Source organism: Spongiibacter thalassae (genome assembly GCF_012272835.1).
Classification (GTDB): domain Bacteria; phylum Pseudomonadota; class Gammaproteobacteria; order Pseudomonadales; family Spongiibacteraceae; genus Spongiibacter; species Spongiibacter thalassae.
Genome location: NZ_JAAWWK010000002.1, coordinates 429,432 through 446,304, shown reverse-complemented (window position 1 = coordinate 446,304; position 16,873 = coordinate 429,432). Strand labels below are relative to the sequence as shown.

The following is a 16,873-nucleotide window of genomic DNA, read 5'->3' as shown; positions in this document are numbered from 1 at the left end:
CGACCCGCCCGGTGCGAGTCGCCAGAGAAACCCGCCCACATTGTCATCGTTGAAGGATTATTTCCGCCCTTCCATCCTATTGGAAAAATCCCAGGACGTTATCGACTGCGGACTGATTTTTAGCGCATATTCGTCGTTTTTCCTGCTCAGCAACCAATTCGACAAACTCCGATTGCTTCCCTGAAGATACCTGTCAATCACTGTTTCGAGCACATTTTCGACGCTGTCGTTCAACAGAGTCACCGTCGCCTTGCCCCTCACGCCGTGATAGGGGTATTCGTTGGTGGCAATCTCAAAACCGATTTTCGGGCTTTTTTTCAGCACCTTTACAATATATGAGTTGCGGTGTGAAGCAGCCCAAAGCGCTCCATCTTTGTGTACGAACCACATGGAACAAATAATAGGGAAGCCGTCATTGTCGCAGCAGGAAATGCGCATCGGGGTTATCGCTTGATCGAGAAAGCGACCGATGTCCGCCTTCGACCAGGCGCTCGATGGGAGAACTTTCATATTAGTCTATCCTTCCGCCACCCTGTAGCTAACTATAGTCCAGCCCGACGGTTTTCTCCCGCACCGCCCAGCGCCACTATAGCCGCAAACGAAAACGAGCCTCAAAAGAGGCTCGATTCGACGGCTAACGACTACGCGCTAACCAGAAAGGGCTAACAGCAGGCTGTTACTTGCCCTTCCATACCGGAGCGCGTTTTTCCGCAAAGGCGGTCGCCCCTTCAATGGCGTCTTCACTACTGAAAATAGGATCGGTAATCGCTTGCTGATTACCCCACATATTTTCCTCAGTCCAATCCGCTGATTCATTGATAATACGCTTGCTGCCGATAACCGCCATGGGGCCGTTAGCCGCAATGGATTTAGCCAGAGCTTTCGCCGCCTCAACACTGCTGCCAGCGTCAACAACACGGTTGACCAGACCCAGTTCATAGGCCCGCTGGGCGTCAATAAAGTCGCCGGTCATCGCCATTTCCATCGCGATACGGGGAGGGATTTGCTTGGGCAGGCGCATCAAACCACCCGCCGCTGCCACCAGGCCGCGCTTGGCTTCGGGAATACCGAATTTGGCTTCTCTGGAGGTCACCACAAGATCGCAGGTGATCGCCAACTCAAAACCACCGGCCAGAGCAAAACCTTCCACCGCAGCAATCAGCGGCTTCTTCGGTGGCGCCTCAACCAGCCCGGCAAATCCTCTGCCCGGAAGCACAGGCATTTCGCCACTGACGAAGGCCTTCAAATCCATTCCGGCGCAGAAGGTATTGTCGGCACCGGTTAAAATGGCAGCGCGAATCTCATCGTTACTGTCCAATTCATCCATCGCCGCGGCAATACCCTTTGCCACCGCCAGATTGACTGAGTTCTTGGCCTTAGGACGGTTGATGGTGACTACCATAATGCCGTCGTCAACACTTACCAGAACTTCATCGCTCATTGTCTCTCTCCACTCGTTGTATCGAAAATGCAGCGTCTGTTAGCGCGGCTGCATACGAATTGCGCCGTCGAGACGGATACACTCACCGTTCATGTACTCGTTTTCTGCAATCATCACCGACAGGTGTGCAATTTCGTCAGGACGGCCCAGACGCTTGGGGTTTACCACGCTGTTTTCCAGCGACTTATAAGCAGCTTCAGGCAGAGACTCAAACAGTGGCGTGTGAATCAGACCGGGAACAATTGTGTTCACACGAATACCGTAAGAGGCAAGATCCCGCGCCATTGGCAGAGTCATACCAACAACACCGCCCTTGGACGCGCTGTAGGCAACCTGCCCCACCTGTCCTTCGTAAGCCGCCACCGACGCGGTATTGATGATTACGCCACGGGCGTTGATATCGTCGTAAGGAACATTTTTGGACATTGCTTCAGCAGCCAGACGGGCAACGTTGAAGGTGCCGATCAGGTTTACGTTGATCACGTTTTTGTATGCGTCCAGCGGGAAGGCGCCGTCTTTACCCAGGGTTTTGATCGCGTTGCCGATACCCGCATAGTTGTTACAGATATGCAGGCCGCCAAAGTTGGCCACCACCGCATCAATGGCTTCTTTTACCGAAGCCTCGTCGGCAACGTTTACGTTGTGGAAAGACACTTTGTCCGCGCCCAATTCCTCGACCAGCGCCGCACCGCGCTCGGCATTCATATCGAAGATAGCAACTTTGCCGCCCTTGGCCACGTAGGCACGAACTGTTGCTTCACCCAGCCCTGATGCACCACCGGTGACAATGGCAACTTTACCGTTAATATCCATTTGTTTTCTCCTGTTACAGTTGGTTTAAAATCGTTGTTGTGTTAATTGCCTTCGCTAATCACTCCGACACCGAGTTCGGCAAGCGGCTTGGCCAGAGCACCATAGGCCATCGCCTTGTCACTCGACGCATTGCCATCCAGCGCGCGTTTATACACGCCCTGCAAAATGGCGCTCAGGCGGAAGAAGGAAAACGCCACATAAAATGCCCAGTGGTCTATACCGGATATGCCTCGGCGACGACAATAGGCCTGCACGTATTCCTCCTCAGTGGGTATTCCCAGCGCCTGACGATCGACATCACCCAGGCCGGGAATCGCCGCATCACCGGGAATGCGCAGCTGCATACACTGGTAGGCCAGATCGGCGTAGGGGTGACCAAGGGTAGACAGCTCCCAGTCCAACAGCGCGATCACCTCGGTGTCGCCCTTGGCGAACATCATATTATCCAAGCGAAAGTCTCCGTGGGCAAGGCAAACCTGCCCGTCGTCGGCGGGCACATTCGCCTCCAGCCACTGGATCAGGGTTTCCATCGCATCGATGCGCTCGGTTTCACTGGCGCGATACTGAGTGGTCCAACGGCTGAGCTGACGCTCGAAGTAACTGCCGGGACGGCCATAGTCCGCCAGCCCTGCCGCCTCGACATCCACATTGTGCAGGTCAGCCAGCACCTTGTTCATATTGTCGTAGATGCGAGTGCGCTGTTCAGGGGTGTGCTCTGGCAGCGCCGCGTTCCAGTGAATATCGCCGTCGAGAAAGTCCATCACATAGAACATTGAGCCGATGATGCTTTCATCTTCACACAGCACCCGCATCGTCGGCACGGGCACGGCGGTATCCGCCAGGGCACTCATCACCCGATATTCCCGGTCTACCGCATGGGCCGATTTCAGCAACTTGCCCGGTGGCTTGCGTCGCAGCACATAGCGACCGCTGCGGGCATCAATGCGATAGGTGGGATTGGATTGGCCGCCGGCAAACTTTTCCGCAGTAATCGGCCCGGCAAAGCCGTCGATATTGGCCTCAAGATAAGCGGCGAGTTTATCGGTATCCAGATCAAAAGCTGACATGGGTATCTCCTGTTTAGATGACCAGCGACTACGCGCCGGAGTAGCGGTCGATAATCTGTTTGCCCAGCGCCATTTGGTGAACCTGGTCCGGACCATCGGCCTGGCGACACCAGCGGGCGTAGTTAAAGGCCTCGGCCATCATATAGTCTTCCGTCAAACCTCCGGCGCCGTGCATTTGCATGCAACGGTCAATAACATTCTGCACCAGAAGCGGCACAGTGGTTTTTGTGGCGGCAATCATATCAGTAGTGTTCATCGGCCCCTGCTCGTCGATCATTCGGCAGGTTTTCAGCACCAGCAGACGCGCCATTTCAATTTCGGAAAAGCTGCGGGAGATTTCCTCGCGCACCGATTGGTGCTTGCTCAGCGGCCGGCCAAAGGTACTGCGCGACACGGCGCGTTTACAGGCCAGCTCCAGCGACCGCTGCGCCGCGCCGACCAAGCGCATGCAATGGTGCATACGTCCCGGTGCAAGGCGACCCTGGGCAATTTCAAAGCCGCGGCCCTCGCCCAACAACACATTTTCAAGCGGTACGCGAACATTGTCGAACACCATTTCGGCGTGTCCGATGGGCGCGTCGTCATAGCCGAGGGTCGTCAGTGGGCGAATAATATTCATGCCCGGCGTCCCCTTGGGCACCAGTACCTGGGTTTGCTGCTTGTGACGACTGGGGTTTTCCGGGTCGGACTTACCCATAACAATGAAAATTTTGGTGCGCTCGTTCATCGCGCCGGTGATAAACCACTTGCGGCCATTGAGCACCCACTCATCGCCGTCTTTCTCAATGCGCAATTCAATATTGGTGGCGTCGCTGGAGGCGACCTGGGGCTCGGTCATAGCATAGGACGACCGAATATCCCCGTTGAGCAAGGGAGTCAGCCACTGCTCCCGCTGGGCGTCAGTGGCATACTTCATAAACACTTCCATATTGCCAGTGTCCGGGGCGTTGCAGTTAAACACCTCGGGGCTCCAGGTCACCCGGCCCATCACTTCGGCAAGGGGGGCGTAGTCGAGGAAGCTCAGGCCGCCATGCTCGCTGTACTGGCCGTAATCCTCGGGCACAAACAAATTCCACAGCCCGGCTTCCTTGGCCTTCGCCTTGAGTTCATCCATCAGCGGCACAATGGCAAAGCGGTTTTCCAGCTCGTGAAGCTGCCGAGCGTAGGCCTCCTCATTGGGGTAAATATGCTCGTCCATAAACTGTTCGAGTTTGGCAAGCAAGGCCTGGGCCTTGGGGCTCATTGTTAAATCCATGGAATATCTCCTGTCGCACAAGGGCAAAAATAAGTGAATAAAATCAGGTGTAAGTAATCAGATGGCGGTCCTGGGGTTTTTCCAGGTGGGGCACACCGTTGAAGGCATTGAGCTGGAAGCGTCCGTTTTTACAAAAATAGGTGCTGATACCTGAATTTTTCGCTTGCAGGTTCAGGTTTACCATCGTCGCAACATCAACGCCCAGCACATTTCGAAGAATCGCACTGCTGGCGCCGCCGGAGGTCACCACCAGAATTCGACCCTGATCAAAAAACGGCGCGCGGGCCTCACCAATGCGGCCCATTGTGGCGCGCACACGCTGTTCAAACTGCTGCCAGCTTTCATCCAGCCCCGGCACCTCGTCCCGGCTCCAGGCCATTAATGCCGCGCGCAAACAGCGGTAGAAATCGCGGCTGTCGGCCATATCGTAAACCCTGTCCTGAGTGGGCAAATACGCCTCCGCCAAGCGGTGGAAGTCATATTCATTCAAGCCCGGCAACACCTCGGGGTCCGGGGTGTCCGGCAGCACATCGCGCAAACCAACAAAGGTTTCACGATGGCGACGCATCGCCCCGATATACACCGCGTCGAAGCGGGTCTGACAATTGGCGAAATACTCACCGAGCAGGCGCGATTGCTCCCAGCCAACTTCCGTCAAGCGGTCGTAGTCGTCGGTGCCAAAGGCCGCCTGACCGTGACGCACCACGCTGATCTCCAGCATTGCCATCTCCTCATTCGGGTAAAGAATCGGTTTAGAGGCACCCCACCCCATAGACAAACCCCAGTGTAGACAGGCATGATAAATAAGTTAAATTTATTTTTGTTATCAACACAGATCACTGAAAATTATAAAAGGCTATTCAACGAGGCCATACAGCATGAAGTCACCGCGTATCGACCTGAATTTGTTCGTTGTATTCGACGCCATTTACAGTCAGCAGAGCCTCACCCGCGCCGCGGGCGTGCTGCATGTCAGCCAGCCCGCCGTCAGCAATGCCCTGGCGCGACTGCGGCAGGCCCTCGACGACCCCCTGTTTGTGCGCAGTAATACCGGCATGAGCCCGACTCCCCTCGCCCGCCAGCTTATTGTGCCGATCAGGGAGTCGCTGAAAAACCTCGAGTCCTGCGTGCAACTGCGCCGTAGCTTCGACCCCGCCAGTGCCCGTCAGACCATACGCCTGCACGCCACAGAGCACGCCGAGATGCACCTGCTGCCGCAGCTGCTCAACCTGTTGGAAAAAACCGCGCCCGGTATCGATCTGGAAGTGGTGTTTACCCGTCGCCGCGACATCCCCGTCGAGCTGGCCGGGGGCAATCTGCAATTGGCCATCGACGCCCCCCTCATCAACAGCGGCGACTTGCTCACGCGCCTGCTCAGTAAAGATCACTATGTCTGTGTCATGCGCCCTGACCATCCGCTGGCTGGCAGCGATCTGCAATTGGAGGACTTCCTCGCCTACCGCCACGTGCATATTTCCAGTCGCAGCCGCGGTTCCGGTCATGTTGATCTGGCGCTCCGCGCCGTCGGCGAACAACGCCGTATCGGCCTGCGTCTGCAGCACTATGCGGGCTTGCAGGCGGTGCTGCACCAAAGTGATTATCTCGCTGCGGTGCCCGCCAGCCTTGCTCAGCAATGGACACTCAGCCAAAAGCCCCTGCCCTTCGAGGCATCGCCACTGGAACTACATATGTTCTGGCACAAGGGCGCCGACCACGACCCCACCATTATGTGGTTGCGCGACACCATTATGGGTATTTTGCCACCGTCCCAAAGCACCCATTGAACAAATCGCCCCGACGTCCTTCTAATGCTTCATTCAGGGGAGGCCTCAGCATCACTGAGCTGAGCCACAACCAAGGGGAGACAGACAATGGGCGGTCGATGCGCATTGCTGGCAACAACAGACACCCGGACACTTCGGCGCGGCGGCGCGATCCTGCTGATAGCGCTCACCACCCTACTGGGTGGCTGCGCGGGCAAGGCGGTGGCCGACAGCGAAACTGGTGGCACTGAAGCGTCGGAAAGCCGGGTTCCCTATTCACAGACCAACATCCTCCCCGCCGACGAGGCCACCGTGGTCGCCTTTGACGGCGATTACTACGACCCGCTTATCAGTGTTAACCGCGCCATTTTCGGCTTCAATGACTTCAGCTATCGCTATGTGCTGATTCCCACCGCGAAGGCTTACAAAGCGGTGACACCCGACCCCGTCGAGGTCCATATAGGCCAGTTTTTCAACAACCTCAAAGCGCCGATTTCCATCATTAATCACCTGTTGCAATGGCAACCCGCCAAGGCCGGGCGAATGACCGGACGGTTTTTATTAAACACCACGGTGGGAGTGCTGGGCCTGTTTGACCCGGCCAAAGCCTGGCTGGATCTCGAAGAGGAGAGAGCCGGCTTTGCCGACACCTTGCGCACCTACGGCAGCGGTCGTGGCCCCTACCTGGTACTGCCCTTTCTCGGCCCCTCCGACCTGCGCGGCGGTGCGGGAGTCATCGGCGACTATTTTGCCAACCCGGTGCCCTATCTGACGGAACAACCGGATACCAGCCTGATTATGGCGGCGGATACCCTGCAATCCTTTGCCGGTCGCGCCGATGTATACAAAAAGCTATATGACAGCGCCGACGACCCCTATCTGTTCTTTCGCAATATGTATTTGCAGGGCCAGCGGCGAGACGAGTTTTATCACAGCACAACAATATATGTCGGCGACGACAACGATCGCTGAAAACGATCCAGCGGTGCCAGCCACCGCACTGGACATATAACAAAGGACGTTCCATGCTGAATCGACTCCTTGATTATCCACGCACACTGTTATTGTTCGCCCTAGGGGTGGTGCTGTATTTTGCGTGGCAAAGCCAGTATTTCGAAATCAACGCCTCGGCCGACACCCTGATTGCCGATAACAACGAACAGTATTTACGCAGCCGGGAAATCAGCCAAAAATTTTCTCCGGAAGAATTTCTTATCATTGCCTTCCGCCCGAAACAGGGCAAAGTTTTCAGCCGCGACAGCCAGGCGGTTATCGCCGAACTGAGCGAACGTTTGCTGACCTTCAAACGAGTGGAATCGGTGCGCTCCATCATCAATGTGCCCCTGCTGTCGCGCTACAGCGGCCCCTTGCACGAGGGGCTGAACCCCGAGGAGCTGACCCAGCAGCATCTGCAATTGTCGCCGAAAGAACTCGCCAAACGCTTCCGCGATCACCCTGTATACGAAGACCTTATCGTTACACGGGACATGACCAGTACCGGCATTCAAGTGCTGTTTCGCAGCAATCCCGCGATTGAACAACTGGAGCGGAAGATTCTGCGCCTTAAGCGGCGCGTTCAGAACGCCCCACTATCAGAGGGCGATCACCAACGCCTTGAGCAGCTCGAACGACAACTCGCGCCATTGGAAAAATCCCTGCGTGAACAGCGCCATCGCGAGGTCGCAACCCTGCGTGACATCGTCAACGACTACCGCGACAAGGGAGAGTTTTTCCTCGGTGGCCCCCATGTTTTGGGGTATCAATTAATTAACATTATCAAGGATGATCTGTTGCTGTTTGGCAGCGCCATTGCCGCATTGATCTGCGCCATGTTGCTGCTGTTATTTCGCCAACTGCGCTGGCTGTTTGTCACCCTGACCTGCTGCGCCGCCAGTCTGGCAGTGACCCTGGGCCTGTTCGCCAATCTCGGCCTGAAAGCCACGGTAATCTCGTCAAATTTTGTCGCCCTGCAACTGATTCTGTCCCTCGCTTTGGTCATACACCTGATCGTGCAGTACCGCGAAGAGGCCAACAAGCGCCCGTCAGCTTCACAGCGGGAAATCGTCCTCGCCACTCTTAAGGAAAAAACCGCACCCTGTTTCTTCGCAGGGCTCACCACCTCCATTGGTTTTGCTTCACTGATTTTGAGTGATATTAAACCGGTCAGCAGTTTTGGTTGGATGATGGTACTGGCAATGGCCATCAGTCTGGTATCAACACTGATTCTGTTTCCGGCGCTGCTATTACTGTTCAGCCGCCCACTGCACAGCCATCACCGCTCCCTGTTCGACCGCCCGGTTGCCGCCCTGCAACGCAGTTGCACCCGGCGTGGCGGTACCATTGTCGTGCTCAGCAGCCTCGCCCTGATACTCGGCGTTGTGGGAGCATTACGTCTCACCGTAGAGAACAGCTTTATCAATTATTTCGACAGCGACACCGAGGTGTACCAGGAGCTAAGTTTTATCGACAGGAAGTTTGGCGGATCAACACCGCTGGATATTATTTACACGCCGCCGGCACGCGAGGCTAAAGGCCGCGACGGACAACTGCTGCTGCGCGCAGTTGACATACAACAGGCCCAGCGGATCCAGTCCGCTATTGAAACCTTTCCCGCCGTGGGCACCACCCTGTCCATTGTGAATGTTACCCAGCTGGCCCGGGAGATGAACAACGACAAGCCCCTGACCGAATACGAACTGACCGCCGTCTACTGGAGCCTCGACAGCGCAGTGCGGGAAAATCTGGTCAGCAGCTATTTCACCGATAATCCTCCACAGTTGCGCATTAGCACCCGTATCCACGACAGCCTGGAAGGCTTGAATCGGGCCGACTTATTGCGCGACCTTCGCGCCAGCATTGCCGACCTGGGAATTCCCGCCGAACAGATCGAGCTGAGCAATCTTCTCGTGCTCTATCAGGCCATGCTGGAGCAGCTATTTGAATCCCAAATTCTCACCCTGGGCACGGTATTCGCGGCGCTGTTTATCGCCTTTATTGTTATCTTCCGCTCACTCGCCATTGCCCTTGCTGCGATGGCGCCCAATATTCTCTCCGCCGCTGCCATCCTCGGCATAATGGGCTGGCTGGGGATTCCGCTGGACTTTATGACCATGACCATCGCCGCGGTTGCCATGGGCATTGCCGTTGACGACACCATTCACTACGTCCATCGCTTTCGCAAAGAAGCGCAGCAACATTCCTCTGCGGAGGCCCTGCGGCTCAGCCACCAAAGTGTCGGTTACGCGCTGTGCTATACCACGGTGATTATCACCTGTGGTTTTGCCCTGCTCGGCTTCTCCGATTTTATTCCCAGTGTGCTGTTTGGCCTGCTCACCGCCCTGGCGATTGTCATTGCCCTGTTTGCCGACCTGATGCTGCTGCCAGTGCTGCTACACTACCTGCATCGAGATCCCAGTCAGGTGTACGGTAATGACAGGTAGGCAACTCAGGACGCGACTTTTCGCCTTCATGCTGTGGACACTGTACTCCGGCCACAGCATCGGCGATAACGCTCCCTTGCACATTGCCATCGACATCGGGCACAGCCTCGCCAACCCTGGCGCCATCAGCGCCACTGGACGGGCAGAATTTCACTACAACCGCGATGCGGCAGAGACACTGGCCGACCTGTTAAATCGCCACCCGAATCTTCGGGCCAGCATATTGAATCCCGCTGGCGATGACATCGCCCTCAGTGAGCGCACCGCCCGCGCCAAGGCTGTGAACGCCGACCTGTTTATCTCACTACACCACGACTCGGTACAGCCCCACTACCTGCAAACCTGGCAGTATCAGGGGCGGACTCTGCACTACTGCGACCGCTTTGCAGGCTATTCGCTGTTTGTCGGCCAATCCAGTGGGCCGAGTGCGAAACTTGCGACACGCATTGGCCGCGAACTGCGCCAGCGAGGATTCACTCCCACACTGCACCACGCTGAACCAATTAAAGGAGAAAACCGAACCCTGCTGGACGCCACCCTCGGCATCTACCAGTTTGGCGAGCTCGCCGTACTGAGAACCGCAACAATGCCCGCGGTATTAATTGAAATGGGAGTTATTGTGAACCGTGAGGAGGCGTTGCGGGCAAACTCTCCCCGCAATCAGCAGCAGTTTGCCGAAGCCGTCCGCGACGCCATTTTAGGGGGTCTGTCCCCGGGGACAGACCCCGATTAGAATTTTTTCGGGGCGAAGCCGGTGACCTCTTTCAGGCCCAGTTCCTTGCCAAGTGCGGTGATCGGCAACACCACAACCAAGCCTTTCACTGACTTTTTCAGCTTGCCCATATCGGCCTGCTCCTGTTTGGTCAATGCACGGGAAAACGGCAGGGCTTTGAGCCCTTCGGCCTTGCTGGCGTTTTGCCGCGACTGTTGTCCTTTGATGCTCGCCGCTTTTTTCGACAATGCGGCAATGTCCCGTTCAAACTGTTGGATAACCAGTTCGTCTCCCCGGCTCTGTGCCGCCACCAACTTTCTGCGCAGGAGGTCGAGTTTGTTGTTGAGTTGCTGTATTTCTTTATTCAGATTCACGACAGTGTCCACAGGCAGGAGGGATAGAAGGCGAGGAGAAGGCGCAGTATAACAAATTACCACCGACAAATTTCGATCAAAATTGGCCTTGCACCGACCACTGGTTGAATATACAGTAAGGCAACGTTTCTCAATTTAGCAATGAGGTGGACCATGGCGGTTGTAGCCAAGTGGATGTGTGACAGGGATAACAGCATGTTTGACAGTAAAAAAGACGCCGATGCCTATGACAAAATGCTGGAACTGGCCGAGCAGTTTACCGAACTGCTGCAACGGCAGATTCCCGAGGTCGATGAGGTAAAGGCCGAGGAATTTGGTATTTTTCTGGCAAAGAACAAAGAGGCAATTATCTCTGCCTGCAAGGGCAAAACGGAAGCCTTGGCAGAACTGCACGAAGGTGGCGACTCCAATGTGCACAGTCTGGCTGCTGAGGGCTGAAGGCGCGATGCCGCGTCGCTGTGCGGCGCGGCATACGCAGTATCACCGGCCCTAGGCCCCTTGCTCGTTCAGTGTGGCCTCTTTTTCAGCCCGACGATCTTCCTCGGCAAGTGCGGGAAAGTATTTCATCAGATAGGGCCGGCGTAATACCAGAAACACCGAAGGAACAAAGATAAACGACAGAATGGTGGTTAACACCGTTCCCCCCGCCAACACTATCGCGAAGGGCGGCCAGAATTGGCCCTCTGCAACAATCAGCGGCACCAAGCCCGCCACCGTCGTTAAGGTGGTTGATACAATATGCCGCGAGCATTCCGACACAGTGTCGACTATCGCCGCCTTGTTACCGGCCATAGCCAGGGGCGATGAGCGCAGCTCGGTAAGAATGACGATCGCCGCGTTGACCGCCAGCCCCATCAAGCCCATCAGACCGATAATCGCGGTAAAGCCAAAGGGATAGCCCCCCAACCACAGGCTGAGCATACCCAGTCCCGCAGATTGTATCGCCACCATAAACACCAGCGCCGACAGTCTGAAGGAGTTAAAAGCCATGACCACAGTCACCACCAGCAGCACAACGATAATACCCACGCTACCCAGCAGTTTGCCCACCGCACGGTTACGGCTTTCTGCTTCGCCCCCGATTTCCAGTTCATAGCCCGCCGGCACCTGAAAACCAACCTCGTCCATGGTTTTTTTCAGGGCCGCAAGCACCTCGGCGGGCAGCACACCATCGCGAACATACACTTCAATTTTATTCACCCTGCGTCCATCCCGACGGGTGATTTTTGCCTGCGCCGGACGCAATTCAACGTCCGCCAGCGCCGACAAAGGTCGGGGACCATTGGGCAGGATCAGCGGGAATGACATAAAGCGGTCTACGCTGGTTTCCTTCACATCCAGACCGGAGACCCGCAGTGGCAGCTGCTCGCTGCCGTCGAGCACGCTGGCGCTGACTATGCCATCGACACTGGCCGCCAACAGATTGGAAATATCCCTCAGCCCCACCTGCGCGCGCTGGGCCTCGCTCTCGTCGATACTGAGCCACAGCTTGGGCACGACTTCGCCCAGTGAGTCACGCACGTGCACCACATCATCGTTAGCCAGGGCGAGGCCGCGAATTTGATCACCGAGCACTTTCAACTGGGCAATACTGCTGCCGTAAAGCCGCAATTCCACCGGCGCGATGGTCGGCGGCCCCTGTCCCAATCGCCGCACTATCGCCTGATATTCAGGAAAGGCCTCATCCAGTTCCCGCTGCAATTCGGCGACCAGACGGTTGGCCGAGGGCGCATCCACCACCTTGGTGATTGCCTGGGCGTAATTCGCCGCACCGTCCTGGTTGTCGAACAGATTGTAGTAATACGTCGGCGCACTGCGCCCAACTACCCAGTGCAAATTTTCCACATCCGGGTGGGCTTCAATAAGCTCGCTCATCCGCTCAGTGGCCTTCAAGGTGTTGTGTATGCTGCTGCCCGCGGGAAGAAACACCTGCAAGTCAATCATGTCCCGGTCCGAGGGCGGGAAAAATTGCTCGTGCAGCGTCGATGCCAGCAGAAAACCGGCTATCGGCAGCACACAACAGAGCAGCGCCGCGCGCCGGGGTATTTGCAAGGCGTAGCCGACAATACCTTGCAGCAGCGCGGCCGATTTCGGCGAAGTAAGTCCCCCTGTTTGTCTGGACGACAGCCATTTCCCGGCAATCGGCGCGATCAGAAACAGCGAGATAATCCAGCTACCCAACAGGGCAAAAATAACCGATACCGCCAACGGGCCGATAAATTCCCCCGCAGAGCCTGGCATCAGAGCAATCGGCATGAACGTTAGTATCGTCGTCAGGGTAGACCCCAACAAGGGCACCCATAAATGCTTGAAGGCTTTGGTGGCGGCGGCGACCGGGGAATACCCCGTCTGCCGATAGCGCATCACCATATCCGTCATCACAATGGCGTTATCGACCATAATCCCCAGGGCGACGATCAGGCCGGTCACCGACATCTGATGAATCGGCAGGTGATTGAAGCGCATACAGGCCAGGGCAAACAGCATATTCAAGGGCAGCGACAGGGCGACAATGACCGCCGAGCGCCACCCGAGGGTGAATAGCAAAATAGAAAAAATAAAGAAAAAGCCCAGCGCAATATTATTCACCAACTCACCCAGGCGCTGGCTAGTATATCTCTCCTGGGAAAATAATTCCGATACACCGATTTCGCTGGGCAGTGTCGCAGCGAAGCTGTCGATTTCCCGCTGCACATCCTTTATCCACAGGTCGCCACGCATTGTCGGCAGCATACGCACCGCGATGGCAATGCCGCGCTCGCCGGAAATCACGGTGATCTCCCTAGGGTTGGTCGGCTCCCCTCGATAGACTCGCGCGATGTCCTGTAACTGCAGAGAGCCGCCATCGCGGGTTAACAGCGGAGTGCGGCGCACCCGTTCTACCTGATCGAAGCCCCCGACCAACTCCAGCGACAAGCGTTGTTGGCTATTCACCAGCTCTCCGGCAGCGGTTTTCGCGTCACTACTGGACAGCAGGCGGGAGATTGCCGGAACGTCCAGCCCGACCGCCCCCGCCTTGACCACATCCACCTTGACTTGAACCTCCTCGGCGGGGGCGCCCCACAGCTTGACGATATCAGTGCCGTGGACATTGCGCAGTAGACTGGCCAACTCCTCGGCATAGCGCCCCATGCGCAGCAAATCGGCATCGCCGCTCCCTTCCCAGGTCATTGCGCCGATCCAGGTGAAGGCGAAGTTGCGCTCCTGATCCAATTGCGGAGGGCTCGCCCCCGCAGGAAGGGATTTGCCGGCCTTTTCCAGTTTGTCCCGCACCTCCGACCACAGGCGGTCGGTGTCCTCGGGGGGAACCTCATCGACGAGGGCGATACTCAGCGCTGCCACACCGGATTTCGCGGTGGCGTCAATATGGTCGATTTCAGGGATGCTACGCAGCTCGGTTTCCAGCGGCTCGATGATCAGTGTTTCAATACGTTCGGCGCTGGCACCGGGGAAGGTCGACAGAACAATACCGTGGCGGTTACCAAAGCGAGGATCTTCCAGACGCGGCAGGCTGGCGACAGCGGCCAATCCCGCAACCAGTATCAGCGCTATACCCAATGCGGTGATCCGAGGGTTATTCAACATTATTCAATCTCCACTCGCCGCTCGGCAGTGTCATTGAACAGTACCACCTCCTGGCCTGGCGCCAGACGATGAATTCCCGCACTGACCACCTGCGCGCCATCGGTCACCTCGGCATCGACATAGACCCGCCCCTTGTGCTGATAGAGGGGCTGCACCGAACGCTTCACCAATGTCCGCTTGCCTTTGTCATCTGCGCTCACTTGATACACCGCCCAGCTGCCGCGAACATCCTCCAGCAATGCCTCCATCGGCAACCAGATTCCCGACTGCTGACGCTTCTCGTGCAACACCAGGTGAATAGTCTCGCCATCGACCAAGGGGGTGGATTCCGGCAGTTCCACGCGAATACTGCGGGTCTGGGTGCGCCAATCGAGATTGCGGGACACTGCGATCAACTTCGCCTCCCAACGTCCGGCACTGCCGTGCACCTGCAGAGATTGCCCCAGGGTGAGGTCCCTACCCAGGCGGTCCGACACACCAAACACCGCTTCAATACTGCCCGACTGAATGACCTGAAGTACCGGTGTGCCCGCCGATACCACTTCCCCCGCTTCAAGTTCCAGGCCGGCAACCTCACCGGCAAAGGGGGCTGTCAGTCGTGACTTTTGCAGGCGCAGCTCCAGCGCCCGCAGCTTCTCGTCTACCTGGCGCAGCTGGGCACCGGCTGACTGGTGACGGCTACGTAATTCATCGAGCTGCCCCTGGGAGACGTAGCCCTTTGTTGAAAGCTGATCAAATCGCTGTAAGTCCCCGGACAATTGGTCCAATCGAGCCAGTACCTCTGCCCGTGCCGCCTGCCACTCCCGACGCTCAATATTCAGGGCATCGGTATTCAGTTCAGCAAGTACTTCTCCCGCCGCGACCTGCTGACCATTTTCCACCTTGACCCGCGCCACTCTGCCGGGAAACTCAAAGCCGATATTCGCCCGCTGGCTGCCCATCACACGGCCCGCAAACAAGCGGACGACGTCGTAGCCCTGTTCGCGTTTGACCTCCACTGTCGCAACCGGGTGGGGCCCTGCTACCGCGAACTGGCAAAAGGTAGCCGCCGACAGCACTAACAGCGCCATCAGCAGAACATGTGCCGTACAGGGGATGCGTGGATACAACATGGCAACGGACTCATAGTAAACTCGGTAGCCAAGAATATATGGAAACTAGACTGGACTGTCCAGTCCATTTTGTTTACCGTAAGATTAACTCACGCAATGAGACAGACAGTGGATACAGAGGTGCAGGCAGGGGTGGACGACGAGAAAGGCCGTGGGCGTAGCAAGAGCGAGGAAAAGCGCCGACAAATCATCGCCGCGGCGGGTGATTTGTTTATAGAGCAAGGCTATGAAAATGCCAGCATGGTAGGGATTGCCAAAAGCGCCGGTGTCTCCAAGCAGACCCTGTACAGCCATTTCGGCAGCAAGGAGCTTTTGTTCAGCGCCGCCATTGAATCCAAATGTGAGGAATTTCAGCTTAGTAAAGACCTTAATACCGAGCGCCGAGACCGAACTTGCCGAGAGAGCCTGGAGGAGTTTGCCCTGCACTTTTCCCAGCTACTGGTCAGCAATGAGGCGATAATGGTATTCAAGGTGTGCATCGCCGAATCGGGCCGCTCAAATGTCGGCCAGCTGTTCTGGCAGGCCGGGCCCGAGCGCATTCGCGAACAGTTATACAATTACCTCAAGCAGCAGCACGACTCCGGTGAGCTGTGCATACCTGACATCAGCCTGGCCTGCAGCCAACTTATTGCCATGCTGCACGGCGAGGCCCACAGCTGTGCGTTGCTGGGCCAGACAACCAGCGCCACAGGAAAAGACCTGCGCCGCTATAGTCGCGCCTGTGTTGATATGTTTCTGAAGGCCTATAAAGCCGACTGATCAGCCCGCCTGCAGGGGATTCTCCTCGCCCATCTCCGCCTTCTGGCTTAATTGGCGACTGGAGGGTGGCTGTTTGATGACCGGTTTTTGCAACAGTGCGGTATTGGGATAGGTAATGGTTGCGCCGTCTTCACGGCGAATAAGCACATGGAAAGAGGCTATTTCGATAATTTCTCCGCTGATATCCTCATCGGCATCGACCACTTTAACCTTGTCACCCACCCGATAGGGAAAGGCAAAGAAGATGATAATGCCGGAGGTCAAGTGGCTCAGAATTGACCACTGGGCAAACAGCGCAATACCGATCACCGCCAATACAGACCCCAGGAAGATATAAACCTGGTGGTAGCCCAGGCCCAATGCGGCGCAAAACAGCATCAGGCCCAGTGCACCCAGCAGAAAGTTCGACACCTTGCGTACGGTGTATATGCGGCGCGCGGAAATTTGCCGCTTGTTACCGAATTCGGTCAACAGCCGCCCAATCAGGCGGCTGATGGCCAGCGCTCCCAGCAGCACACCAATTGCAATCAACACCTTCATCATCGCAGAGTT

At 56.6% G+C, this 16,873-nt stretch carries 16 protein-coding genes; 6 read left to right on the top strand and 10 right to left on the bottom strand.

Features of this window, described 5'->3' with window-relative positions; genetic code table 11:
* Positions 1-57 precede the first annotated feature (57 nt).
* The 6 genes from HCU74_RS06230 to HCU74_RS06205 form a co-directional block, all read right to left on the bottom strand.
* Positions 58-510: a pyridoxamine 5'-phosphate oxidase family protein gene (locus tag HCU74_RS06230; protein ID WP_168449549.1), complete on the bottom strand. Its 453-nt coding sequence runs from the start codon at positions 508-510 to the stop codon at positions 58-60.
* 166 nt (positions 511-676) lie between these two features.
* Positions 677-1,441: a crotonase/enoyl-CoA hydratase family protein gene (locus HCU74_RS06225; protein ID WP_168449548.1), complete on the bottom strand. Its 765-nt coding sequence runs from the start codon at positions 1,439-1,441 to the stop codon at positions 677-679.
* 39 nt (positions 1,442-1,480) lie between these two features.
* On the bottom strand, positions 1,481-2,254 hold the full coding sequence (locus HCU74_RS06220) for an SDR family NAD(P)-dependent oxidoreductase (RefSeq protein WP_168449547.1): 774 nt from the start codon (positions 2,252-2,254) through the stop codon (positions 1,481-1,483).
* Positions 2,255-2,295: 41 nt separating this feature from the next.
* Positions 2,296-3,321 (bottom strand): phosphotransferase family protein, encoded by a 1,026-nt coding sequence (locus HCU74_RS06215; protein ID WP_168449546.1) that lies wholly within the window; start codon positions 3,319-3,321, stop codon positions 2,296-2,298.
* 28 nt (positions 3,322-3,349) lie between these two features.
* On the bottom strand, positions 3,350-4,576 hold the full coding sequence (locus HCU74_RS06210) for an acyl-CoA dehydrogenase family protein (RefSeq protein ID WP_168449545.1): 1,227 nt from the start codon (positions 4,574-4,576) through the stop codon (positions 3,350-3,352).
* A gap of 43 nt (positions 4,577-4,619) precedes the next feature.
* Positions 4,620-5,297, bottom strand: coding sequence for a histidine phosphatase family protein (locus HCU74_RS06205; RefSeq protein WP_168449544.1), 678 nt, complete (start codon positions 5,295-5,297; stop codon positions 4,620-4,622).
* A gap of 157 nt (positions 5,298-5,454) precedes the next feature.
* On the opposite strand from HCU74_RS06205, the gene HCU74_RS06200 reads away from it, so the two are divergent.
* From HCU74_RS06200 to HCU74_RS06185, 4 genes are all read left to right on the top strand, one after another.
* Entirely contained in the window at positions 5,455-6,360 is a 906-nt protein-coding gene (locus HCU74_RS06200) for a LysR family transcriptional regulator (protein WP_168449543.1), read from the top strand.
* Between the two features lie 87 nt (positions 6,361-6,447).
* Positions 6,448-7,311 carry an MlaA family lipoprotein gene (locus HCU74_RS06195; protein WP_168449542.1) on the top strand — a complete coding sequence of 288 codons (864 nt, stop codon included), beginning with the start codon at positions 6,448-6,450 and terminating at the stop codon, positions 7,309-7,311.
* Between the two features lie 53 nt (positions 7,312-7,364).
* A complete protein-coding gene (locus HCU74_RS06190; RefSeq protein ID WP_168449541.1) occupies positions 7,365-9,779 on the top strand; it encodes an MMPL family transporter in 2,415 nt (804 codons plus the stop codon).
* Complete coding sequence (locus HCU74_RS06185; RefSeq protein ID WP_168449540.1) at positions 9,769-10,512, top strand: N-acetylmuramoyl-L-alanine amidase family protein; 744 nt, start codon at positions 9,769-9,771, stop codon at positions 10,510-10,512. Before HCU74_RS06190 ends, HCU74_RS06185 begins: the two co-directional genes overlap by 11 nt.
* Here HCU74_RS06185 and HCU74_RS06180 read toward each other — a convergent pair.
* Positions 10,509-10,865, bottom strand: coding sequence for a YibL family ribosome-associated protein (locus tag HCU74_RS06180; RefSeq protein ID WP_168449539.1), 357 nt, complete (start codon positions 10,863-10,865; stop codon positions 10,509-10,511). The genes HCU74_RS06185 and HCU74_RS06180 overlap by 4 nt on opposite strands.
* Positions 10,866-11,006: 141 nt before the next feature.
* Between HCU74_RS06180 and HCU74_RS06175 the strand changes: the two genes are divergently transcribed.
* Positions 11,007-11,303: a YebG family protein gene (locus HCU74_RS06175; protein ID WP_345889659.1), complete on the top strand. Its 297-nt coding sequence runs from the start codon at positions 11,007-11,009 to the stop codon at positions 11,301-11,303.
* Positions 11,304-11,354: 51 nt separating this feature from the next.
* On the opposite strand, the gene HCU74_RS06170 is transcribed toward HCU74_RS06175, so the two are convergent.
* Positions 11,355-14,450, bottom strand: a complete 3,096-nt coding sequence (locus HCU74_RS06170) for an efflux RND transporter permease subunit (RefSeq protein WP_168449537.1) — start codon at positions 14,448-14,450, stop codon at positions 11,355-11,357.
* Entirely contained in the window at positions 14,450-15,562 is a 1,113-nt protein-coding gene (locus tag HCU74_RS06165) for an efflux RND transporter periplasmic adaptor subunit (RefSeq protein WP_168449536.1), read from the bottom strand. Before HCU74_RS06165 ends, HCU74_RS06170 begins: the two co-directional genes overlap by 1 nt.
* Before the next feature lie 96 nt (positions 15,563-15,658).
* Here HCU74_RS06165 and HCU74_RS06160 point away from each other — a divergent pair, with 96 nt between their 5' ends.
* Positions 15,659-16,321 carry a TetR/AcrR family transcriptional regulator gene (locus HCU74_RS06160; RefSeq protein ID WP_168449535.1) on the top strand — a complete coding sequence of 221 codons (663 nt, stop codon included), beginning with the start codon at positions 15,659-15,661 and terminating at the stop codon, positions 16,319-16,321.
* On the opposite strand, the gene HCU74_RS06155 is transcribed toward HCU74_RS06160, so the two are convergent.
* Positions 16,322-16,864 carry a mechanosensitive ion channel domain-containing protein gene (locus HCU74_RS06155; RefSeq protein WP_246864475.1) on the bottom strand — a complete coding sequence of 181 codons (543 nt, stop codon included), beginning with the start codon at positions 16,862-16,864 and terminating at the stop codon, positions 16,322-16,324. It lies immediately after the preceding gene.
* Between the last annotated feature and the right edge of the window lie 9 nt (positions 16,865-16,873).